Origin of the sequence: Vibrio penaeicida, assembly GCF_002933855.1 — a bacterium.
Classification (GTDB): domain Bacteria; phylum Pseudomonadota; class Gammaproteobacteria; order Enterobacterales; family Vibrionaceae; genus Vibrio; species Vibrio penaeicida_A.
This window is the reverse complement of sequence record NZ_BFAQ01000027.1, coordinates 47,157-70,147: the sequence shown is the minus strand read 5'-3', so window position 1 is coordinate 70,147 and position 22,991 is coordinate 47,157. Positions and strand designations below refer to the sequence as shown.

At 44.3% G+C, this 22,991-nt stretch carries 20 protein-coding genes; 11 read left to right on the top strand and 9 right to left on the bottom strand.

Annotated features, from left to right (window positions below; genetic code table 11):
• Positions 1 to 112 precede the first annotated feature (112 nt).
• Together VPNCDNU1_RS15620 and VPNCDNU1_RS15615 are read left to right on the top strand one after the other, a co-directional pair.
• Positions 113 to 793, top strand: a complete 681-nt coding sequence (locus tag VPNCDNU1_RS15620; RefSeq protein ID WP_104401180.1) for a response regulator — start codon at positions 113 to 115, stop codon at positions 791 to 793.
• Positions 771 to 2,195 (top strand): sensor histidine kinase, encoded by a 1,425-nt coding sequence (locus VPNCDNU1_RS15615; protein WP_104401179.1) that lies wholly within the window; start codon positions 771 to 773, stop codon positions 2,193 to 2,195. Before VPNCDNU1_RS15620 ends, VPNCDNU1_RS15615 begins: the two co-directional genes overlap by 23 nt.
• 66 nt (positions 2,196 to 2,261) lie before the next feature.
• On the opposite strand, the gene VPNCDNU1_RS15610 is transcribed toward VPNCDNU1_RS15615, so the two are convergent.
• Complete coding sequence (locus VPNCDNU1_RS15610; protein WP_104401178.1) at positions 2,262 to 3,209, bottom strand: bile acid:sodium symporter family protein; 948 nt, start codon at positions 3,207 to 3,209, stop codon at positions 2,262 to 2,264.
• Positions 3,210 to 3,622: 413 nt separating this feature from the next.
• On the opposite strand from VPNCDNU1_RS15610, the gene VPNCDNU1_RS15605 reads away from it, so the two are divergent.
• Complete coding sequence (locus tag VPNCDNU1_RS15605) at positions 3,623 to 5,200, top strand: S8 family peptidase (RefSeq protein ID WP_104401177.1); 1,578 nt, start codon at positions 3,623 to 3,625, stop codon at positions 5,198 to 5,200.
• A gap of 188 nt (positions 5,201 to 5,388) precedes the next feature.
• On the opposite strand, the gene VPNCDNU1_RS15600 is transcribed toward VPNCDNU1_RS15605, so the two are convergent.
• Positions 5,389 to 5,964 carry a TetR/AcrR family transcriptional regulator gene (locus tag VPNCDNU1_RS15600; RefSeq protein WP_104401176.1) on the bottom strand — a complete coding sequence of 192 codons (576 nt, stop codon included), beginning with the start codon at positions 5,962 to 5,964 and terminating at the stop codon, positions 5,389 to 5,391.
• Between the two features lie 82 nt (positions 5,965 to 6,046).
• Between VPNCDNU1_RS15600 and VPNCDNU1_RS15595 the strand changes: the two genes are divergently transcribed.
• A complete protein-coding gene (locus VPNCDNU1_RS15595; protein ID WP_104401175.1) occupies positions 6,047 to 6,496 on the top strand; it encodes a GFA family protein in 450 nt (149 codons plus the stop codon).
• Between the two features lies 1 nt (position 6,497).
• The gene (locus VPNCDNU1_RS15590; RefSeq protein ID WP_104401174.1) at positions 6,498 to 7,064 is read left to right on the top strand and encodes a hypothetical protein; all 567 of its coding nucleotides are present in this window, start codon (positions 6,498 to 6,500) and stop codon (positions 7,062 to 7,064) included.
• Between the two features lie 15 nt (positions 7,065 to 7,079).
• Here VPNCDNU1_RS15590 and VPNCDNU1_RS15585 read toward each other — a convergent pair whose 3' ends face one another.
• On the bottom strand, positions 7,080 to 7,514 hold the full coding sequence (locus VPNCDNU1_RS15585) for a DUF2000 domain-containing protein (RefSeq protein ID WP_104401173.1): 435 nt from the start codon (positions 7,512 to 7,514) through the stop codon (positions 7,080 to 7,082).
• A 109-nt stretch (positions 7,515 to 7,623) separates the two neighbouring features.
• Between VPNCDNU1_RS15585 and VPNCDNU1_RS15580 the strand changes: the two genes are divergently transcribed.
• Positions 7,624 to 8,067, top strand: coding sequence for an Lrp/AsnC family transcriptional regulator (locus VPNCDNU1_RS15580; protein WP_201797133.1), 444 nt, complete (start codon positions 7,624 to 7,626; stop codon positions 8,065 to 8,067).
• A 421-nt stretch (positions 8,068 to 8,488) separates the two neighbouring features.
• Positions 8,489 to 8,899: a hypothetical protein gene (locus tag VPNCDNU1_RS15575; RefSeq protein WP_104401171.1), complete on the top strand. Its 411-nt coding sequence runs from the start codon at positions 8,489 to 8,491 to the stop codon at positions 8,897 to 8,899.
• A gap of 108 nt (positions 8,900 to 9,007) precedes the next feature.
• Here the strand turns inward: VPNCDNU1_RS15575 and VPNCDNU1_RS15570 are convergent, their stop codons facing one another.
• Positions 9,008 to 10,033, bottom strand: a complete 1,026-nt coding sequence (locus VPNCDNU1_RS15570) for an AraC family transcriptional regulator (protein WP_104401170.1) — start codon at positions 10,031 to 10,033, stop codon at positions 9,008 to 9,010.
• A gap of 125 nt (positions 10,034 to 10,158) precedes the next feature.
• Between VPNCDNU1_RS15570 and VPNCDNU1_RS15565 the strand changes: the two genes are divergently transcribed.
• Complete coding sequence (locus VPNCDNU1_RS15565; protein WP_104401169.1) at positions 10,159 to 10,893, top strand: AraC family transcriptional regulator; 735 nt, start codon at positions 10,159 to 10,161, stop codon at positions 10,891 to 10,893.
• On the opposite strand, the gene VPNCDNU1_RS15560 is transcribed toward VPNCDNU1_RS15565, so the two are convergent.
• Complete coding sequence (locus VPNCDNU1_RS15560; RefSeq protein ID WP_104401168.1) at positions 10,883 to 11,785, bottom strand: DMT family transporter; 903 nt, start codon at positions 11,783 to 11,785, stop codon at positions 10,883 to 10,885. The genes VPNCDNU1_RS15565 and VPNCDNU1_RS15560 overlap by 11 nt on opposite strands.
• A gap of 244 nt (positions 11,786 to 12,029) precedes the next feature.
• Here VPNCDNU1_RS15560 and VPNCDNU1_RS15555 point away from each other — a divergent pair, with 244 nt between their 5' ends.
• Together VPNCDNU1_RS15555 and VPNCDNU1_RS15550 are read left to right on the top strand one after the other, a co-directional pair.
• On the top strand, positions 12,030 to 13,058 hold the full coding sequence (locus VPNCDNU1_RS15555) for a DUF2804 domain-containing protein (RefSeq protein WP_104401167.1): 1,029 nt from the start codon (positions 12,030 to 12,032) through the stop codon (positions 13,056 to 13,058).
• 33 nt (positions 13,059 to 13,091) lie between these two features.
• Positions 13,092 to 13,994 (top strand): sterol desaturase family protein, encoded by a 903-nt coding sequence (locus VPNCDNU1_RS15550; protein WP_104401166.1) that lies wholly within the window; start codon positions 13,092 to 13,094, stop codon positions 13,992 to 13,994.
• A gap of 44 nt (positions 13,995 to 14,038) precedes the next feature.
• Here VPNCDNU1_RS15550 and cysS read toward each other — a convergent pair whose 3' ends face one another.
• A complete protein-coding gene (gene cysS / locus VPNCDNU1_RS15545) occupies positions 14,039 to 15,418 on the bottom strand; it encodes a cysteine--tRNA ligase (protein ID WP_104401165.1) in 1,380 nt (459 codons plus the stop codon).
• Between the two features lie 678 nt (positions 15,419 to 16,096).
• Here cysS and VPNCDNU1_RS15540 point away from each other — a divergent pair.
• A complete protein-coding gene (locus VPNCDNU1_RS15540; protein ID WP_104401164.1) occupies positions 16,097 to 16,912 on the top strand; it encodes an arylamine N-acetyltransferase family protein in 816 nt (271 codons plus the stop codon).
• Between the two features lie 81 nt (positions 16,913 to 16,993).
• On the opposite strand, the gene VPNCDNU1_RS15535 is transcribed toward VPNCDNU1_RS15540, so the two are convergent.
• The 3 genes from VPNCDNU1_RS15535 to yegD all read right to left on the bottom strand — a co-directional run bounded on the left by VPNCDNU1_RS15535 (position 16,994) and on the right by yegD (position 22,953).
• Entirely contained in the window at positions 16,994 to 18,673 is a 1,680-nt protein-coding gene (locus tag VPNCDNU1_RS15535) for a PKD domain-containing protein (protein ID WP_167404810.1), read from the bottom strand.
• A gap of 366 nt (positions 18,674 to 19,039) precedes the next feature.
• A complete protein-coding gene (locus tag VPNCDNU1_RS15530) occupies positions 19,040 to 20,848 on the bottom strand; it encodes a S8 family serine peptidase (protein ID WP_104401162.1) in 1,809 nt (602 codons plus the stop codon).
• Positions 20,849 to 21,582: 734 nt separating this feature from the next.
• Entirely contained in the window at positions 21,583 to 22,953 is a 1,371-nt protein-coding gene (yegD, locus tag VPNCDNU1_RS15525; protein WP_104401161.1) for a molecular chaperone, read from the bottom strand.
• Positions 22,954 to 22,991 lie beyond the last annotated feature (38 nt).

Genomic DNA, 22,991 nt, shown 5'->3' with positions numbered 1-22,991 from the left:
TAAGAAGCGGAATTACAGAATGCTTTCACCAAGATTACAAACTTGTAATGTTCAAATTATTCGCAAAAAAGCTGTTAGAATTTTCCCGTAGGTTAATGACAAGGAAGCCAGAGTGAGAGTGTTACTCATTGAAGACGATAGCTTTATCGCTGATTTTGTTGTTCAAGGTTTAGAGCAAGAAGGGTACAGCGTTACTCACACTGCTAATGGGCTAGATGGTGCGCATCTTGCCAAAAGCGAACCGTTCGATATTCTGATTCTCGACATTATGCTTCCCGGGAAGGATGGCTTTCAGATTTTATCTGAGCTTCGTGGTGAAGGGCACGCGATGCCTGTGATCATATTAAGCGCCAAACATTCGGTAGAAGAGCGAGTGCAAGGGCTAAAAGCAGGGGCAGACGATTACTTAATTAAGCCGTTTGCATTCAGCGAATTATTGGTGCGTTGCCAAACCTTATTGCGTCGAATGTCGGTCTCGTCTACCCAAAACAACACTCTAAAATACCGCGATGTGGAGCTCGATCCTCTTAAGCGAGATTTAACACGCAGTGGCAAAGCGATTGCCTTAAACCAGCGGGAATTTGCGCTGGCGTATTTGCTGTTGCAGAACCCTGATATGGTGCTGTCGAAAACCAATATTTTGGAATCGGTTTGGGGGTATCAATTCGATCCTCAAACCAACGTAGTGGATGTATTAGTTTGCCGCTTGCGAGCCAAATTGGATAAAGGCTTTGATCAGTCGCTTATTCATACCATTCGAGGGGTAGGGTATGTCCTCAAAGCAGAACATTGAGTTGGCGCTGCAACAAGCCAAAAAGCAGCTGTTTACCCAGTTTATGACTCTGCTATTTGGAGGTTTGGTGGTGATCTTAATGTTGATCGGCATTGTGTTTTTCTTCGACTCGTACCAAGAGGAAAAGAAATATCTGCACAGCTTGTCGACGGAGTACCAACGCATTCTTACCTACGAATCGGACGAAAAATTGGTGCATGTTATCGAATCTAATCAGCAGCGATTGTATGAAAACCATATTGCTGTGTATTTGTCTGACGAGAAAGGTGCGCTGAATTATCTAGCGGGGGACGAATTCCCTATGTACGGGCTAGAAAAGTCGGTGATGGATTGGGATTCTCAGAATTTCGCCTATTTCCTCACGCAGCCTCATCTTGCCATTCAACTGAATGGCAAAAAACAGGTTTTTCGTTTGATAGTGGATTTGAATTCTCGTTATGCCTCGGCGTTTAAAAATTGGCTGATTACCTGCCTTTCAGTGGTGCTGTTGGCTTTGATTACTGCCTTATTAGTCCATAGGTTGTTAACCAAAACACTGCGCCCGTTATCCCATCTAGCGGAGGATATTCAACGCTTAGATGAAGGCAATTTAAGTGACATCGCCACAACCCAAGTAGGGAACGTGAGTGGGGGTTTTGCTTTGCTTTATAGCAGCGTTCATAACATGTTGAGCAAGCTGACAACCTGCATTACGACACTCGATAGAACGTTGGACGCCATTGCACACGATTTACGAACGCCGCTGACTCGCATTCACTTAACCGCAGAAAAGGCGCTGTCTCTCCCTAACCTTTCCCCAACACCAGAGCACCTTATACAGTCAAATACCACGCTTACCCAAGCCCTTAGCGATTGCGCAGAGAATTCAACTCAAGCCAATAACTTGCTCACGGCACTAATGAAGCTTAATGACGAGTTAACGGGGAAAAAGCCAACCCTGTTGGAAAACATCGACCCCAATACCATCGTGAAAACGGTCGCAAGTTGGTATGAAGACATCGCAGAGGTAAACGGTATCACGTTGAATCTGGAATTGGCGGATAGCCATTTAGCGAAAGCCGATGCCAATAAGCTAACGCAAATTATTGTTAACGTGTTGGATAATGCTTTGAAATACACGCCAGAAGGCGGAACCGTGACCCTTTCTACGATGATTAATTCGGCACACCAATACCAAATTTCTATCGTAGACACGGGTATTGGCATTGAGCCGGAATTCCACGAGTTGATCTTTAAACGTTTATTCCGAGTCGACGAAAGCCGAAACTTAACCCACGGCTATGGGCTGGGGCTGTCGTTAACCAAAGCCATGGTTGATAGCCTAAATGGATTGATTTCAGTGGAGTCGGAGCTGGGAAAAGGTAGCCGTTTTAACATTGTGTTAGAAGTGGTGAAAGCGTGATTGATTTATCAGCAAGTCCATCAGCCGCTAGCACCAAGTTTTACTAACGGCTGATGTTTTTAAGAACTAGGGCGATGTCTGCTCTTTCAAACTTTCGTCTTCAGGTTGTTTGCTGTCTTTCGACCAGAAATACGCCAGTACGGAACCAGAAAGGTTGTGCCAAATCGAGAAAATTCCAGCGGGTAGCGCCGCTAGAGGCGTGAAGAACTTAAGGGCAAGCGCAGTGGCGAGCCCAGAGTTTTGTAAACCCACTTCGATTGCGACCGTTTTACAGGTGGTTCTGTCGAACCCTAACATGCGACATGCACCATACCCTGCGGCTAAACCAACGCCGTTGTGAATCACCACAGCAATCAATACCCAAGCACCGACATCGGCAATTTGATCTCGATTTAGCGCTACGATGATCGCAATCGCTAGCACGATAGCCGCCATAGAAATCAGAGGCAAAACTGGGCTAATTCGTTCGATAGGCTTGTGAAATAAATGATTGATCAACACGCCAATACTAACAGGCACCAGCACAATTTTAATGAGGCTGAATACCATTTGAGTGACAGGTACATCGACTTTAATACCCAAAAATAGGTCAACAAGAAACGGTGTCATTAACACGCCTAATAGGGTAGATACTGCCGTCATGGTGATAGACAACGCGACATTCCCCTTTGCGAGGTAGCAAATCACGTTCGATGCTGTTCCTCCCGCCACACTGCCGACCAATACCATGCCGATGGTGAGTGAGTCGTTCATATTGAACGCTAACGCGATGATGAATGCGGTAAGAGGCATCACCGAGAACTGGAGAAAAACACCCACACCAACAGCTTTTACGTTAGAAGAAAGACGACGGAAGTCTTCTAATTTAAGCGTTAGCCCCATTGAAAGCATGATGATGGTGAGTAGGGGAACTATCTGGCTTTTCAGTGGAACGAAAATGTGAGGTACAGAAAAAGCCGCCACTGAGCCCAAGATAGCCCATAAGGGAAACCAATTGATGATTGTTTTAAGCATAGTGAATATATGTGTGTTAGTTCATTGATGTGTTTGATAATCCACTAAATCGAGTGCCGTGTATATACCCAAGTAATCTCAAAGGTATAGCTCATGACCAAAAAAACAACGTCGCTGCTATTGATTTTTCTCTCATGCCTTAGCACGTAAATTCCAATTGATGGCGATAAAAATCCTATTTTGGATAACTGTCTCACTTGAATAGAAACTGACCGAAATTGAACCACGAATTAAGGTAAAGCAATCCCATTTTCGACTGTTTACGTTGATTTATAAATGCAATTAGTCTCATTGGTGCATAGCTTTGATTGTGAAAAAAGAAGCCATGCTCACATGGTGTTCGAACTATCAAATTTGTTAGTAATAACAAATATTTATGCATCAATAAATTAGAATAATCACAGGAAAACAGTATGTTAAAGAAAGTACTAGGTTGCTGTATCGCCGCTTCGTTCGCGGTGATTTCAACGTCAGGCTACGCACAAAATAATGAAGAACAAGGGTTCACGTCAGAAGGTCAAACGCTGGCACCATTGGTGTCTGCGCCTGAAAGCCAAGGGGTCAAAAATCAGTACATAGTGGTACTGAAACAACCTTTTTCAGTGGCAAGTAACCCTGAATCAATTCAAACCTTTACTCAACAGACGGTATCAAGCTTGGTAACGGAGCAGGCTGTGGAGGTCGACAAAGTGTTCGACCGTTCAATCAGTGGCTTTGTTGCAACGTTATCAGAAGAACAGCTTCATTCACTGCGTGCCGATCAGCGAGTAGAGTTTATTGAGCAAGACCGAATCATTTCTATTGATCCTCTTATCTCTGCCAATGCAAACCAAGGGAACGCGACTTGGGGGCTAGACAGAATTGATCAGCGCAACCTACCGTTGAACAGCAACTACAGTTACAACTACGACGGCACAGGTGTTACTGCGTACGTCATCGATACGGGTGTGACCAATACACACCAAGAATTCGGTGGCCGTTCCGTTTCGGGTTACGACTTTATCGATAACGATGCCGACTCAACCGACTGTAACGGTCATGGTACGCACGTTGCGGGTACCATTGGCGGTTCGAAATACGGTGTCGCGAAAAACGTGAATATTGTCGGTGTTCGAGTCTTAAGCTGTACAGGTAGCGGTTCTACTTCCGGGGTTATCGCGGGTGTGGATTGGGTAGCGGCAAATGCGTCTGGTCCATCTGTTGCCAATATGAGTTTGGGTGGTGGCGTGTCTACAGCGTTAGATCGTGCAGTGGCAAACGCTGTGAAATCGGGTGTGAGTTTTATGCTGGCAGCGGGTAACGACAATGCCAATGCCTGTAATTCTTCCCCAGCTCGTGCCGCTACTGGTGTAACAGTAGGTTCAACGACTCGCAGCGATAGCCGTTCAAGCTTTTCTAACTGGGGTAGCTGTGTGGATGTCTTCGCTCCGGGCTCTAGCATTACATCGGCTTGGTATGACGGCAGCTACAAAACCATCAGTGGCACATCTATGGCAACACCACACGTAGCTGGTGTTGCAGCGCTTTACTTGCAAGCAAACCGATACCTTTCTCCTGCTGCGATTTCTAACTTGATCACTCAACGCGCAACAGTAGGCAAGGTTAAAGACACCAAAGGCACTGTAAACAAACTGCTTTATAGCCTGAGTGACAGCAATTGTGAACCCGATTGTGCGAACCCAGGTGATGGCAAGTTAACAAACGGTAAGGCAGAAACAAACATCAGTTTAACTCAAGGTGGACAAGAACATTACTACATTGACGTTCCTGCTGGCCGACGCTTATCTGTAACAATAAGTGGTGGAACAGGCGATGCTGACTTATACACGCGTTTTGGCTCCAAGCCGACAACCGGTTCATGGGATTGTCGCCCATACCGTAACGGTAACAGCGAAACGTGCACCGTAACTAGCACGAAAAGCGGTCGCTACTTCATCATGTTAAGAGGGTACCGAGCAGCCAATGGTGTGAGTTTGAAAGCGAGTTATTAGAAGTGCAAACTACTTTTAGATGACTAAACTCAAACCCTAAGGATGGCTTACTTTGTGAGTCATCCTTCTCTTCCGTAGTACCCGCCACCCTGTTTTTCTATCATCCAACCGATTATGAGTTGGAATTCAAAGCCTTTAACGACATTGATGATCAGCTGTTTGCATCAGACTGAAAACGTAAGTATCGGTTAAATAGCGACAAGCATGTCATGTGCTTCTTTCTTGCTGGAAGACAATAAAGCTAAGATGGCTCGGTCATCCTCCATTGTACGAGCAATGGCGACGGTGCCGATAACCAACGCAGTAATCGCCAATACTTTGCCTTCGTCACATTCTTTGTATCGTCTAACGTAGTTAAGAATCGTCTGGTTCATATTTTGATAGATGCCTGAAAAGGTCGATTTTACACCAGAATTTTTTGTTGAAATGTCGGTTGCAAAAAAGGCGAGGGGGCAAGGTGTTTTGCCTTTTACGTGTTCAAGGCTGAGGTAGGTATTTAGCAAAAACTCTACCCATTCTTGGGGCGAAAAATGCGCCGGCTTTTGTTGCGCTAAATGCGTTTCGCTTGCCCCTTTAGACAATGCGTTTTCATACAGCTCTGCCTTGCTTGAAAAGTGGGCATAAAATGCACCTCGCGTTAGGCCGCAATCTTCCATCACCATATCAATGGTGACGAAATCAAACCCATTACGTGAAAAAAGATGAAACGCACTTTTTAGGATCTTTTCGCGGCTCTTTTGTTTATGCGCTTTTTTATAAGGCATCGTTTCTTTTTAAATATGTTCTTTAACATATTTTATATGCTACCTAGTATCCCAATGACAGCAAGTTAATTGGGAGATAAATGTGAGCAGCTATAAAGTGCAATGCCATTGCCAGCAAGTTGAGTGTGAGGTTTCAATGCCTGTATCTACCGTGGTGCAGTGCCACTGTCATAATTGTAGGAAGATGCAAGGAAGTGATTACAGCACGTGGGTAGCCGTACCCAATGCGCAGTTTAAAGTGATTAAAGGCGAGTCTTTCTTGTCGAGTTACAAAGTGAATCAGCGTTCAAGTAAGCACTTTTGCTCCCTGTGCGGTACAACGGTATTTGCTATTAATGGGAAGCATTTTTTAGATCATAAAATGGTAACTCTAGGGTCGATAGATCTTTGTACGCCAGAGCTGTGTACGTCAGAGCATTGTACAGCAGGGCTTCTTCCCAAAATGCAAGTGTATACCCAAGACAAAGCCCACTGGGTATCCGTTCATCCTGAAGTACCTGTATTTACGGGTGAAAATGAAAACGGAAAGTAGGATGGAACAGTTGAAAATAGCCATAGTTAGGCATGGCAAGCCGAGTTCGGCATCCAACGATGTTGTGGACGCATTAGGTTTTGAGAAATGGGTACGAGCCTATGATTTATCTGATGTGGACACCCAAAGCATGCCACCTTTGGAGCTACAGCTAGAGTTAGAAAAGAGTTACTCACTAAGCAGCGATCTTAATCGCGCTCTGCACTCGACTTGGCTTTGCACCAACAAAGAAACCGACTGTATTTTAAAAGAATTAAGAGAGTTTGAAATCCCTTGTTTCCGTTGGCCATTTAGGCTTTCTATTGGCAGTTGGTTATTATGTTCTCGCTTAGCTTGGTATATGAATTTTGTCGGTAAAAGTGAATCAAGGCGCGCGGGTCATAGGCGGTTAAGGAAAGCGGTTGATCTCATCGAGGAAAAGTCATTAGAACAGCCCAATATCGCAATATTTGGGCATGGTTTGGCGAACAGATTTATAGCCGCAGAGCTTAAGCGTCGTGGTTGGACAGAGGCTTCGAGTGGTTCAGGGTATTGGGGAACCATACGGCTAGTTAAAGCATTGAATTGAGTTTTAGTCTGGGTATCACTTATACAAACTGAACTTCTTGGTTATGCTTTGAATCGTTTCTGTATCACCGAATAAGCAAACCCCGAGGTACTCCAAATCCGATTCCAGTGTGTTTTTTGTTCGTTGCTGTTGGGCTTCAGATCCACCTTCGATCATGGTGTCGGTAAAGTCGGCAACACGGATTTTGTTCTCTATCGCTGTTTCCTTCAATTTTCTCAGCTTATTTGAATTGTCTGCTTTCAATATAATGAAAGGATAATGAGAAATACTTGGGTGAATGTTGCCATTGTTATCTACGTAATCAACAAATTGCGCTTCCCCTTCTTCTAACAAATTCGACACGGCTACACTCAGGTGCCCAAGGACATTTAGCGCTCTTCCCGTGTCGATTTTCTTACTTAATACAGCGACAAAGCGCTTTTGGTGTGCATCCGGTAGTTCGCTGTTCATTTTTTACCCTTTTTATGATCTGATTCTTTAATCCAGTATATTTTCATTTACATCGAATATTCTTGTTTATATTGTTTTGAGATGACTGATAGGACAATAAAAAATGAATATTGACAGAATTGGCGCAAGAATATTGCAAGAGCTCCATGAGGATGGTCGAATTACTAATGCCGATCTCGCCTCGAAGGTTGGGCTATCACCCTCGGCTTGTTTAAGACGAGTGCAAGAGTTGGAACGATCAGGTGTGATAAAAGGTTACCGAGTGACCTTAAACGGTGAATTAGTCGGGCGAGGGTTTATTGCGTATGTGAGTGTAGGGTTATCGATGCACACCAGAAGCGCCCAGAAAGAGTTCGAAGATGCCATCTCTCTGTCGCCTGAAGTGACCGAATGCCACAATGTTACTGGTGAGTTTGAATATTTAGTGCGGGTAGAGACTAAAGATCTGAAAAGCTACAAAGCTTTCCATTCTAAAACATTGGGGATGTTGCCTTACATTGCAACCATGACGACACATGTTGTGATGGACTCACCCAAAGATGAGCGCGAATAACAAACTAACGGTTTTTCTTATTATATTTTAAAGACATTTAGTGATCTTTATTCCAGCCAAAATGGTGATTGGTTCATGTTGAAAATAATAGTCAGATAGCTTCTTTTATTTTGAAAGTTATAAAAGTCCAATTGAATCGAATAAAATCACAACCTTTTGAAAAATAATATGAATTTTAATTGGAATTAAGCTCATATAATCTATCGTTAAATACGATTGTTTTTTATTTTAAATTAGCGAAATCTAAATTTATTAACGTATTGATCATTAATTATAGTTTTCATTTATGTAATTTAATGGCTTACATTGGTGAGGTAAATCTCTTACATTTTCGGAAGAAATACGCCTATTGATACTTATTTTTCTAATGAGCTACATTCGGCTTGGGAACAGTCCCAAATCAAATGGAGAAATCAGAATAATGAAATTTTTTAAACTTCTTAGTCTAGCGGCTATGTTGGCGACCTCTGCTGCTTCAGCAAACAATGCAATCGTATTCCCAGGCTCAAATTCAGCGGTTGGTGATGCGCCTATCGTTTTCCCTAAAGCGAAAACACCTGTACCAATTGTTGGTGGTTACACGTTAGAAAGTGGGTTACTGACTGCAAGCACATACAATTGTGGCATCAACCTAGATGATCTTGATATGGAAGCGAAAGTTCACTGGGAAGGCAAAACACCTCAACTTCTTGTTGTTGGCGACTACCCAAGTATCATGTGTCGATCTGGCAGTACTGGCGAGTTTACGTTGGATCTAACACAGTTCATCCACAACACACCTGTGCACATTTTGGATCGATTGGAAGTCGTGACTAACCCTCGTTTCCGTTAATTTCCTAATATTCCTTAATCAATAAGTTAAAACAAGCCAGTTTCTCCCCCTTACTGGTTTGTTTTTTTTCGTTTTTGGTCAGCTTGATTATGGAAACAAATGTATGGCTTAATCCCTGAAGGCTTTAGGAGCTCTTCCTGTCCAGCTTTTAAAGCCTCGTCTGAAATTACTGGCGTCGCTGTAGCCTAGTCGATGGGCGATTTCATCAACGGATAATTCGGTATGAACCAAATACTCTTTCGCTAATTCACAGCGAACTTGGTTCAATAACACTTGGAAACTAGTGCCGACTTTTGTTAACTCTCTACGAAGCGTTCTTGATGAACAGCCAAAGTGGGTTGCGATGTTCTCGATAGAAGGAAAGCTACCAGCACTGTGGTACAGCATTGTTTTGATTTGATTGATGAGTAAGTGAGGCGATTCCAGTGTATTAATGATGGCGTCACACGATTTCAGACATGCCTTGAGCGTGTCAGAATGGTGCGATTTTAAAGGGTGTTGCAAGATACTTGCGTTAAATCGAAGCTCAAAATGTGTACTGATGAAGTGCGTTTGGCAACGGAAACGGTCGCGGTATTTATTGGCATAGACAGGTTCTGAATAAGGTAAGTGCAACTCAATAATCTCAAGCTTCTCTTCGGTCATTTCTTCAAACAGAGAGACAATGGCGCTTAGAAAATACTCCGTACAAAATGGCAGTAAATCACCAATGTCTAAGGTGTTTTTGATGCAAATATAGGCAATTTCACCTTCAATCGTCACTTTAACAGCAAAAACAGGGCCATTCAATCTTAAGTATTTGAAGCCCGTTCTGACGGCCTCCTCAACCGATTGGCTGCATAAGATGGCGTAGCCCAGAACGCCAAAGTGGCTAAACTTCGCGAATTCGCCCAGAGTTATGCCGAGCCCGTCATTAGCCAGCATCTGATTCACTTTACCAAACAATATTAATTTATCTGAGTAGGTAATTTGGCATTGCGGATTCTGCCAATCCAGCGTTTCCAACCCAGTGCTTTTCAAAAGTTGAGCCGTGTTAATACCGCGTTCGTTCAGCACATTGAGCAACAAGGCAACATCCAGTGTGCCCAGTTGGTAGCGGTGATCGGTTGGCAGGTATTCAGCAATAACGGTCATTGGGGTCGCGCTTTCTTGAGTTATCCGAAGCTTGGGTATTGGATACTCACAAATATCGGAGTATTCATACTGGCTCGTTTGGGTATAGACTAAGTCCATCAACCCATAATGTATAGTCGAACGTATTGCGCAGAAAAATCACCATCCGAACTTACACCCGCTCCTCGCAAGGGCACAGCCATACCCATTACCAAGTACTGATTCCGACGCGTGGATTCATTGATTTAAAAATGGATGGCGAGCCACTGAGCCTATCTTACGGTGATTGTTTGGTGATTCCGCCGGGTTGCTATCACGAGTTTCGGGCTCGGGAAGACTTTCGGTTTTTGGTGGTTGATGTCATCGATTTGCCCGACCCTTTAGTAGGGCTAAACAACGCGGTCATACCTTTAAATGAAGCAGCAAATAACTACGTTCAGTTTATTGAAAAGCAGTTGGATTCCGATTTTAGCATTGAGGTCGAGAATCAGATTTTGGCGTTGCTGTTTGAGTTGTTAGCGATGCAGGATCTGAACAGTAAAATCGATCTTCGAATCAAAAAAGCAGTGCAATTCATTAATCAAGATATCGCTAAGAATCACACCATAAAAGAACTGGCAAACATTGCTTGTTTAAGCCAAACGCAGTTCAAGCATTTGTTCCTCAAACACATCAAACTCACGCCATTGAAATACTTAACTAAAGTTCGTATGGAACGAGCCCGAATTTTGCTTAATAACACCGACTTGCCGATTAACCAAGTGTCTGAAAAGGTTGGCTTTGCTTGCCCATCTTCCTTTACTCGTAGCTTTTCTGCGTACTATTCCCTTTCACCTAAACGCTATCGAGCTCAAATAACGGGTGTTTGGCTCACGCCCTAGATTCGCTCACTTCTACCTGTCGTGCGTTTCGTTTGCGATAAAGCACAATGGATATCGCTACGATACCCATCCCGCAGAGGGAAAATAAACTGAGTGTTTCCCCAAACAAAACATAGTTAAACAGATACGCGAGCAAAGGAATGGCGTAAAACAAGACACTCACGTTGTCGGCGTTTTCACTTTTGATCATATAGAGCAGTAAAAACAGTGCCCCAACGGAGACAACAATACTCATCCAAAGTAGGGATACGATGAATCCAGTACTCCAGGTTATCTGCCAGCCCGTGGAGAGCGCGATTACGATGAAGATAGGCATTGAGAACATGCTTTGGTAAAGCATAGCTTGCGCTGGATTGGTATGAATGTGGGCTTGTTTGATGGTGCCGTATGTAATTGAGATTAGGGTCAGCACCGCAAACACAATACCGATGCCAGAGACGGATTCAATGCTTTTCGCACCCAAAATCGCAATACACAACCCAATGAACCCCAATACTAATAAGCTGGTTTTAATGGTATCGAGTGGCTGCTTACCCATTAAAGGGGTAAGCATAGGCTGCAACCCAAGCACTAGGGTAACAAGAGCTGGCGACATGCCTGAACCAATAGCGAGAATGTAGAAGGTGACGTAAAACACCTGCAGCATTAAACCGACAATCGCAATACTTTTGAATTCACTCAAACTTAGACGAGTAAACGCCAATTTGCCTCGTGTCGCCATAACGCTCAAGATGAGGAGCAGACAAGTAAAAGAGAGCATCGATCGAGCGGCTAGGAAGCTCCATTCCGACGAATATTGCAGCCCCACTTTCACCATAACCGCACCGCTGCTCCACATCAGCAGAAATAGAATAGGCGCTATGGCACTGAGTGATAAATGAGTACGCTTCATGGTTTAGTTCGCTTGGGTCTTTTAGTTGGCTTTCAATATATCGCCTTTTCAACACCCGAAATTTTCCCATAAGACGGTTTTTTGTTTCGTGAAGACGAAGCTTCCACAGAAAGAATGTGTTCGATCTTGGAGTGGAATGAGCGAAAAGTGTGAGTTAACTAGCTAACATGTCCGAAATTAACCTCCTATAAAAGGGCGTTTCCCGCCAAACTGTTAACAGTATGTAAACTATGCTGGTTTGAAAATGATCGTAACGCGCCTTGCACCTGAAACACTTATTGCCGCGAATGGTAAGCCTCAATATGGGCAGTTTGATGGCATACCCAAACAACTCACAATCGAAGAGTTTGATTACCGCAATACCATGGATGGAAAAGCGTCGGCGTTGAGGCGGTATTTCCACTATAAGCAATTTCAGTTTGTCAGCGTGATTACCGATCGCTACGTTATTGGGGTAGCGATTGCAGATATTCGCTATCTAGGATCGGCGTTTTGTTATGTCTACGATATCGAGAAAAATGAGCTGATAGAAAACAACTGGTTACGTCCATTAAATTGTGGCTACGCAACGGCACCATCGCCTTATACCAGCTTTGCTCATATTGCATCTAAGCAGATTCAGTTCCATCTTTTTGAAGGCGGTTGGCAGGTGAAGCTGAACACCAAAAACGTCAAAGCTGATTTAACCTTGTTTGCGCCCAGTGGAAGCTTACCCTTGGCGATGTGTACACCTACGGGTTACACCGGTTGGACATACACCCAAAAACACAACGCTCTATCTGTAAAGGGAATACTGGAGATTGGCGGCGAGCCAGTTCCTTTAGATTTCGCTTTGGCAGGGTACGACTTTTCTGCAGGGTATATGAGGCGTGAAACCAGTTGGCGCTGGGCAAGTATCAATACTTGTTTGGGTGAAACCACTTTAGGTTTAAACCTCGCGGCGGGAGTTAATGAAACGGGAAGCTGCGAAAATGTGTTGTGGCTAAACGGCGAGAGGCATTTTCTTTCGAATGTGCATTTTGAGTTCGACCGCGATAGTTCTGATCAAGACAACACCGACCAACATTGGCGAGTTTTCTCTGAAGATGGCTGTGTCGATTTGGTTTTTAAACCATTAAACAAACGCAGCGAAAAGTTGAATCTTTGGCTATTAAAAAGCAATTTCAGGCAGTTTGTTGGGCAATTTTCTGGCTCTATTAAAGATAATCACGGGCAAGTGCACCATCTCGATGAAGTACTTGGATTAACAGAAGACCATTTCGCGCGCTGGTAGGTTCGATGTGCTAGTGCAGATAAGGACGAATTCATGGACATAGACTCCCTTATTCACCATCCAGAATGGTTGCTTATTGTCTTAGCACCATTGTTTATCGTCTGTATTTTGGCGGAATATTTCATCGGTCAGAAAAAAGGAAAGTTACCAGACAATGCGACCTATAAACTTCCGGAAGTCGCCTGCAATTTTGCTCTTGCGGGGATGCATCAATTCGCCGACTTGTTGACCGGGTTAATGGTAGCCCAGCTTTACTTGTGGCTGTTTGGTTGGCGTTTACTGGATATTGAAATGGGCTTAGCAAGCTTTCTAGTATTAGCGGTACTGCAGGACTTTTGTTATTACTGGTTTCACCGAGCCAGCCACCGAATTAGATGGATGTGGGCAGCGCATGTGGCGCACCACAGTTCTGAACGGATGAATTTCAGCACGGCTTTTCGCCAAAGCTTTATGTACCCTTTAGCTGGAATGTGGGTATTTTGGTTACCATTAGTGATCATCGGGTTTGATCCTAAGTGGGTGGTGTTTGTGGTGCTGTTAAACTTAGGCTTGCAGTTCTTTGTTCATACGCAATGGGTACGTACGCTCGGCATATTTGAATACGTATTTAATACGCCATCGCACCACCGTGTGCATCATGGTCGAAACCCGCAATATATTGATAAAAACTATGCGGGTGTATTGATCATCTGGGATAAGCTGTTCGGCACTTTTGAGCCTGAAGTTGAAACGGTGCGCTATGGTATATCCAAACCCGTAAACAGCTTTAATCCGCTGGTGGTGACGTTTCATGAATGGCGAGACATGTTTAAAGAAGCCAGTCAAAAAGGCCTGTCGATACCGCAACGTTTCAAGGCGTTATTTTCTCCTCCGAGCGATATGTCCATCGTATCGGCAAAGAGAGCAGAGCCAAAGAAACAAGGTGCAGAGCAATAGCTCGCTAGAACTCAGGTGAACAAGCTATTCCCTAACACTTTAGGCTATTTCGGATCTTGCTTGGTTACGGTTGATTGTTGCCCTGTATCTTTCACTTGATACCCTTGCGCCAAGATCTGGTTTCGAATGGCGTCTGCATCTTCATATTTCCCCTGTTTTTTAAGTGCGGTGCGCTTTTCTGCCAGCTCTAGAATACTTTTGGGTATGCTTACTGCTTCTACTTTGTCTATTTCAATGCCGAATATTTGGTCGAAATACATCAATGTGGCTTTTTTGTTTTCCGGTGCGATTTGGCTATCTAACACTTCCCAGACGAGTGCCAACGCTTTCGGCATATTGAGATCACGATTGATGTGTTCAAAAAATGCGTTTTTGAATGATTCATCGACGTGACCACCCTCAGGCAAAGCGGCGACTTTTGTTCTCAATCGATTGAGGGCTTTTTGCGCGCCTTTCAAGCTATCCCAAGTGAAGCTTAAATGGCTACGATAGTGGCTAGTGAGTGCCAAATATCGATAAGCCAGCGGGTCAAATCCTTGCTCTAGCAAGCTGTCTAACCGCAAAGATTTTCCTGATTTGGAAATCTTCTCATTGTCTATTTTTAGAAAGTAACCATGCATCCAGAAGTTGGCTTGAACGTGGCCATTTTTCGCTTGGCATTGGGCAATTTCGTTGGTGTGATGGACAGGAATATGATCTTCACCGCCAATATGAATATCGAAGACCTCACCCAAATATTTCTCTGCCATCGCAGAGCATTCAATGTGCCAACCTGGAAAGCCTCTTCCCCATGGGCTTTCCCATTCCATTTGTCTTTGTTTGTTTCCGCTGAACTTCCAAAGCGCAAAATCGGTAGGTCGCTTTTTTTCTCCCATGTCCACTCGGATACCGGCTTCTAAACCTTGTTTATCAAGCTTTGCCAGTTTGCCGTAATCAGGCAACTTGTTTGTATCGAAATAGACACCATCGCTAGTTTGATAGGTGAACCCTTTTTCTTCCAGAGATTGAATGAAGGCTATTTGTTCTTGGATGTGCTCGGTTGCTCGGCAAGTAGTGGAAGGGGCAAGAATGTTCAACCGTTTAAAATCTTGAAAGAAGGCTTCTTCGAAATAGGTCGCAATGTCCCAAGCCGACTTTTGTTGTTTGCGAGCGCCTTTCTCCATTTTATCTTCACCTGTGTCGCCATCGGATACCAAGTGACCAACGTCGGTAATATTCATGACGTGGTGAACATCGTATCCATTGATTTGAAGCACACGGCGCAGCACATCCACAAATAAGTACGTGCGTAAGTTACCTACGTGAGCGTAGTCGTAAACCGTTGGACCACAGGCGTACAGCCCAACTTTTTTTTGCTCGATGCTGGTAAAAGGCATGAGCTCCCTGTTCATAGTGTTAAACAATTCCAGTGTTAACTGAGCCATAATTCAATCCTTGTGTCGGGTTTTATTAGTACAGACCCTAATAAATAAACAAATGCAAAAAGGCCGTAGATGGAATCATCTACGGCCTTGGAATTCGTATGAGTCTTACTTTGTGGTAACTAGTTTTGGTGATAACCAGTTTTTAGTGGTGACTCGATGGCAAATACGCGAAAGCGGCCGTAGATGAAAGATCTACAGCAACAACAAGATTGGTGAGCAATCGCGAATATCGAAGTCATGCTTTTAAACTAATCGAGATAATAGGGAATTGCAATGGTTAGGGGCGAGATGTTCAGATGGCTTGTTCAGATTGCTTAGGTATTTGGTATTTAGGTATTGACCTCTACTTAAGTTGAGGTTTTAAGGTATATACCCAAGTAACCTCAAGATGCTTGGTTCAGCGACTTCTTTACCAAAGAATAGTTAACTTGTGTTCAGACAAGGCACCGATATGAAGATCTAGTCATTCTAAATCAAAAATCGGTAACGCAGTATGAAAGCCAGTTAAACTCGCCTTTGGGAGCCCATATTCTGTCTCATTTCATCGTCAAAGAACTTGGAAAGGACTCGTCATTCCACTGCGTCCTTTTCCTTGAACTGAGCCAGAATATGCGGCTCTGAATCCTGTATCTTGAGGTCACTTGGGTATAGTTCTTCGAAATCAACAATAGAGTTTACATGCTGACAGAAACACAAAAAGAACAATATTTAAAAAGGCTAGGTATCGATCCTATTTCGATGCAGACAAGTGCGCATTCAGGCAAAAGTACATGGCTCAACGTGCTCCACCATGCTCATCTACAAAGCCTTCCGTTTGAAAATTTAGACATCAGTTATGGCAGAGAGGTTGAACTGTCTGGCGATGCAATTTTCCGTAAGTTAATAGAAGAAAGGCGAGGTGGATTTTGCTATGAACTGAATTACGGATTCTACCTGCTGCTGTCCTCTCTGGGCTTTTCAGTGCAATTGCTTTCGGCAAGAGTTTACGGAAAAGATGGGGTCGGGCAGGAGTTTGATCATTTAATGTTGCTGGTGGATATTGAAGGTGAACGGGTAATCGCCGATGTCGGTTTTGGCGACAGCTTTCTTTACCCAGTGTCATTAAATGGTGGTGTTCATGTTGAAGAGAGCGCCCAATTTCGAGTGAAAGAAGAGCAAGGTGAGTTGTATCTGTTGAGTAGTGAAGACAATAAAACATGGCAGCCACAATACTGTTTTACTCTAACACCAAGAAAGTTAGACGATTTTTCTGAAATGGCGAGCTATCACCAAACGTCTCCAAAATCGTCGTTTACTCAAAAGTCCGTCTGTACTATTGCGACCCAAAATGGGCGAGTAACGTTAAGTGACCGCAAATTGATCACCACAATACTGGGGGAGAAGTCTGAGCGAAATGTTCTCAATACGGCGGAGTACATCGCATTATTGAAAAAGCATTTTAGCGTGGTGCTTCCGGTGAGTTTTTCTATTGAAGATTGCGTAAATACGCCTTAGTTGTTGTAACCCTGAAAAGCCGGAGTCATTGCTCCGGCTTTGTTTTGGGTATCACAATAATTTTGGGATCATTATAACGCGTTACTTACATGCTCCTAGGTTTTCCCAAACTTCCCACGAACCAGAGTTCTGCTCTGGGTTTGCACCTTGAGTCCACCAACCCGCTTGGTACTTCACACCACCAAGCTGTACGGAATCTCCCGCTAAGTAAATAGCCTTGTCATCCCAAACAGGTAAACCAGCACATAAACCGCCACCTGTTGAATCTTTTTTCACCGTAATACTTTGGCTGTATGTGTCAGATAAGTTCGCGTCATCTGTGACAACGAGCTTCACTGTGTAGGTCCCATCGGCTAAGTAAGTATGTGAAGGCTTAACAGAGCTAGAGTGGCTGCCATTACCAAAGTCCCAGCTGTAGTTCAGTTGCGCACCTTCGTGATCAAACGACTTAGAACCATCAAAAGTACAAGCGAGTTTGTTACAGCTGTATGTGAAATCGGCAACTGGAGGGCGATTCACATCAATAATGTCGATGTAGCTGTCAGGTACACCAGCTGGGAAGTGAGAAGACACTTTCGGCCAGATCTTGCTGATGTGTGCGCCTTTGTTGTAGCAACCACCAAGGTGGTGCAGTGCGATAACACTGTTGCTTTTAGCGGCTAAAACAGGAGAACCAGAAGACCCACCTTCAGTATCACACAAATAGCCAGCATCGGTGTTGGTGCCACGGCCATTCACAACAGGGCGATCGACCTGACAAACGCCAGCGGTGTTGGAGTCGGTTTCGATACCCAGCTCTTTTTTGCGCCCACCCGGGTGTTGTGGAATGAAAATTCGCTCGGACAAGGAAGGGATACGAGGGTCTAAACCTAGGTGACCGAATTGAGTGATTTTAGCGAAATCTTTCACATTAAAAAGGGTGTAGTCGAGCGTGTAATCTGTAGAAAGAAGTTGGTTTGCTTGCACTTTTACGGTTTTAGCACTTGCGCCACCACAACTTGCTTGTTGGTAGTTAAACCACACTTCGGTTGAAGCCGCTTCTGCCGCAGATTCAACACAGTGGTTGTTGGTCATCATTAAATTATCAGGACCAACACGCCACGCTGTACATAGGCTACGTCCGCCAATCAGCAATCGAGCAACAGGGCGCGACAGTGCGTATTCTGTTGGGTGAGAAGTTTCGTAGCACACTGCGGCTTTTTTCTGGTCAGTGCCGCAGATAGATTCGGTGCCATCTGGGTTTAAATTAATGATGGAATCAATTTCAGCTTGTGTTTTACCTTTCTGATATTGGTCTATCACAACATTGAAGGTGCTGTTTGGATCTTTCGCTTCACCAATGACCTTAACGTGCACTGTGTCACCTTGAATCGAAATAGCCGAGAAGCGGTTCACACCATCATCTCCGGCATTTGAATCGTAGGTTTTCGCAGTATTTAAGCCCGGTCCGTAGTGCAGCACTTCGTTTCTGTCTGGCGAAGAAAGCTCTATCGCCATGCCTTCTGGTACTTGAAATTGCGAGAAGTGCACTTTAATGAAGCTCGCATTCGGAGAGTAGAGTAAGCTTGCACTCTCCTCATTGACTTGTGTGGCAGATAAAGACAATTGAGCCACCACATCTTCCGAAATGGTCGGCAAAACATCTGGGATTTGATCGTTTGCCGCGAAGCTTGACGTCGCGGTTGCAATACCGATTGCCAGAGCACTGACGGCAATAAGTTGTGATTTTTTCTTCTTAATTTGTGTAATTGTATGATTCATTTTTAATTCCATTTTATGCATCTGTAAATTTCTGCCTCGCTGACGTTTCTATCCAAGCGCATAGTGCGTAAGTGATAAAATCGTCCTTTTTCTTCGAGGCACTAAAAATCTAGTTGGAATTTATAATTTCGCTTTAAATGAATGTAAAAAATTCAAGTAGTTTTAATAAGTTATGAGAATAGTTCGGATTAAATGAAATTAATAAATTTCACATTTAGTGATTTAGTGACTGTGTTCCAAATTGTGGATGTTTGGGTTTGGGGTGCATGAAGTGAGGGTCGGATGACGTGAAAGTAGGGAGCTTTGGGTACAGGCATAAAAAAGCCCGACATTAATGCCGGGCAAATGGATTGAGATCCATGATTTTTATGGAGTCCACGTAACTGTCAAATCGACGTTTGAGTATGACTGGTAGCCGTTTAAGGCGATGTACCACTTGCCAGCGGCTGGATTGTTAACAACACAAGATTCCGTGTTGCCGTTTATCCAAGGTGCACAGTCGTTATTGTATGTCGAAGGTTGGCTGCCAAACTTAAGGTATAAGTCCGCATCGCCCGTTCCGCCTGCAATGCTAACCGTCAGTTTGCTCATGCCAGCAGGAATATCAATATTGTAATGGTCCCAACTTCCTTGTGCGCCAGAAAGGTTACTCACCTGGGCGTTACCACCTTGGCCTGGTGTTGGATCCGGATCTGGCGTTCCGCCGCCACCAGCCAATTGGAGAGCGCGGTCAACGGCGGCATTGGCATCCAGCATACCTGCGCCACATCCGCCATTGTTACAAGAACCTGGGAAAGGACGCGCTGAATCTTTAATAATAGATTCAACTTGATCAGGCGTTGCAGCTGGGAAGGCTTGCTTAACCAAAGCCGCAACACCAGCAACATGAGGGGTTGCCATTGAGGTACCATTCATGCGTGTCGAAGACGGGCCTTGAGGTGTCGCTGTACCTGAATCGACCGTAGACAATATGCTCACACCGGGCGCCATAATATCGACCTCAGAACCATAGTTACTAAAGTTAGCTTGGTTGCCGTTTGTGTCGGATGCACCAACAGTGATGATGCCTTGGCAGTTTGCTGGGCGTACGTTTTGAGTGTTGACTCTATCGTTACCGGCTGCAACAACAACTACAGCACCATTGTTTCTCGCTGCGTTTATCGCATTTTGATAGGTGTAACCACAGCTGCCTCCACCACCAAGGCTTAAGTTGATAACTTGTGCTGGATTTGGATTGTTAACGTTACCTGCCCCCGCGGCCCAGATGATGCCATCTGAAATATCGGAAACGGATCCACCGCAACGGCCGAGTACGCGAGCTGACGTGAGCTTCGCATCAAACGCGACGCCAACACCGTATTGTCCATTTCCTTCAACAGCACCAACGGTGCCAAGCACATGAGTACCGTGCCATGTTGAGTTTCTTGCAGGAATAGGGTTACCGTATTTGTCGTTTCCACACTCGCCATAGGCGCTGCGGTCGCCTGCATCAATACCGTTAGAGTCTCGACCATCGCCGTCACGGGATGTCCAAGAATTACTGATGAAATCGTAATGTGATACCAAGTTTGGTGTGAGATCTGGGTGGTTAGTAAAGCCTGTGTCCACCACACTTACCGTTACACCTTGACCTGTCGCTTTGTTCCAAGCCTGATCCGCGCGGATACCGACATTAGGGTTACTGTAATGCCACTGGTTCGAATATTGAGGATCGTTAGGCGTATAGAATGGTTTTGCCCAGCCATCCAGCTCAACACTTTCTACGTTCGGATCAGCGTTTAATTTACTGATTATCGCTTCCAACCCATACGCGTTGGTGTGGCTATCAATTTTTACAACGTGATGATCGTCAAGCAGCATCGCGCGTTTGTATCGAACCTCGTTGCCTAACTCATTCGTAATATTGTTAGACAAACTACGAATGGAGTCCGATTGCTGCGCTTTAACAATCGACGCCATAAACCCACTTTGGGTTTGACCAGACGACTTGTATTTAACGATCAGCTGTACTTTGTTAGACGGAATATCCTGTAGCGCACGCGAAAGTGCTTGGTAGGAATTTTGTGGCTGAACCAGCGATGATGAAGCGTCTGCTGCCATTGCGCTCGATGCGGTTGCTCCTGCAAGTAATAAGGCTGAAACCACTGCCGTTAATTTGAAGTTAGAACGTTTCACTTCTTTTCTCCGTGACTATTTTGGGTGCGCATATCCAGAGACACCTATTTATTTTTGCTCCTGCTATACAGGTGGGGCTATGCCTACTGTCATTCGGCAATCCTCACACAAGCATTAAAGCGCTGAAATGGTGTGTCCGTTTAAAAACGCTAAAGATTTAGCAACACGTCCTTGATTCGCTAAAGCTATATATGACGACGAATTCCGTTCGCCGCCTATCTACCCAAATAACACTTGATGAAACTAACATCTTGAGAGTTATTGGGCTTATTTGTACTCAATAGCAACGTAAGTCATGTCGCTCCCCTGAAGCTTTCTTCATGACAATTGGACAATCGAGTACATGTAATGCATGCCAAAAACATTAAGATATAAAAAATCGTGTTTATAGAATTCAACTGAATATATGGAATCATGTATGGATAACCTCATGTACATTCATGAAATGTATTTTGTCGTGTCACCAAGAATTTGTTTGAGATGAAATTTCTTGCATAAGAGGCTTAATCAGATTTTGTGTTGTAAAGTACGGTGGATATGCTGGGTTTATAGATAAATTGACTGTGTTTTTAGGAAAGTTTCAGGGATAAGACAGGGATTTTAGGTGAGTAGTGAGATCTCATCCTGTGCAAATAGTGAACGTTGTGGGTGAAAAAAGCACAGCAATTCGAGCTGTGCTTTAAATAGTCCTTCAAGCATTGCTTTGGTATTAGCACTTCAGTAAGTGGGGCGTGTTACCGAAAGCAGGTATTTGCCCAATGGGTGAGCCCTGCTGTTACCGATCCAAAGAAGTTGCCGCTAACGATTGGGATGTTAGGTAGCTGAGCCTCGATAGCTGCTCGCAGAATTGGAGAGCGAGCGCTACCCCCCGTTAGGTAAACAGCATCCGGATTCTTTCCACCCAAGTTGACGGCTTCTGCGACCAATTCAATCATTTTTTCTTGAGGAGTCGATACAGCTTCTGCCATCTGAGCTTGCGAGACATCCACTTCCAACATTTCAGAAATCAAATTTAACTGAGTTGTGAATAGTGGCGCATCAGAAAGTGAGATTTTGGCTTGCTCTGCCTGACGAATAATACTGTATCCGAGAGTTTCCATGTAAGCCTGTAACAAGCGTTCGATTTTGTCTGGCTCTAGGGCATCTTTTCTTAATTGCTTGAGTACTTTGTGATTCTCTCTGCCATAAAAGTCGCGTTGCGCTTCAACATTATTGATGGCGACGGGGTTCCAAAACTGATTCAAAGGGATATCGATACCCGCGTGGGTTTTCGAACCTTTACCAAATGCAGGCATAAGCTGTTTGAACGCAAGGTATATATCGAAATCATTCCCTCCAACTCGTTGGCCACTGTGCGCTAATAAACTGGCAGTGCGGTCGGTTTGATGTGCCCAACTTGGTCCCATCTCTATCAACGAACAGTCGGTGGTACCACCGCCGATATCGACCACTAAAACGGTTTTGTTTTCGCTCAAGGTGTTTTCATAGTCGAGCCCTGCTGCGACCGGTTCAAATTGGAATTCAATATTGCGAAAGCCAGCGCGAGTCGCTGCGTTGCGCAATATGGTTTCGGCTTGCTGGTTCGACTCTTCACCGCCACGGCCATGGAAGTTGATTGGACGCCCAATCACCGCATCATTTATCACTTGATCGGTATGGTGCTCGGCATTTTTTTTGATATTGACCATCATCGAACAGACCAAATCTTCAAAAAATCGGATCTGGACTTCGTGCAACCCGCTGGCACCTAAGAAGGATTTAGGGGACTTAACGTAATACACCTCTCTAGGGTCTTCGAGGTACAAGTCCAATGCCGCTTGACCAAATAAAATGTCTTCTGACAGGACATCAATGTCTTCTTCGCGGTTAAAAGCGATGGAGCGCCTGAGCACTTGCTCGCCAACGGAATCACTTGGCGAAATTCCATGATGACGAAACAACGCTTCAGATACGGCTTCCCGTGTTGGTGCGCAAAGAGTAGAAGGAATGAAGTTGCTGTCATTTTCTAGTGGGATTAATACGGGCTTATCTTTCCCTGATGTCGTGTCTTTCACCATGGATGCTACCGAGCAATTCGCGGTTCCATAATCAAAACCTATGTACATGTCATCTCCCGTATTTGAGTGAAAAAGGTCGGTGATTC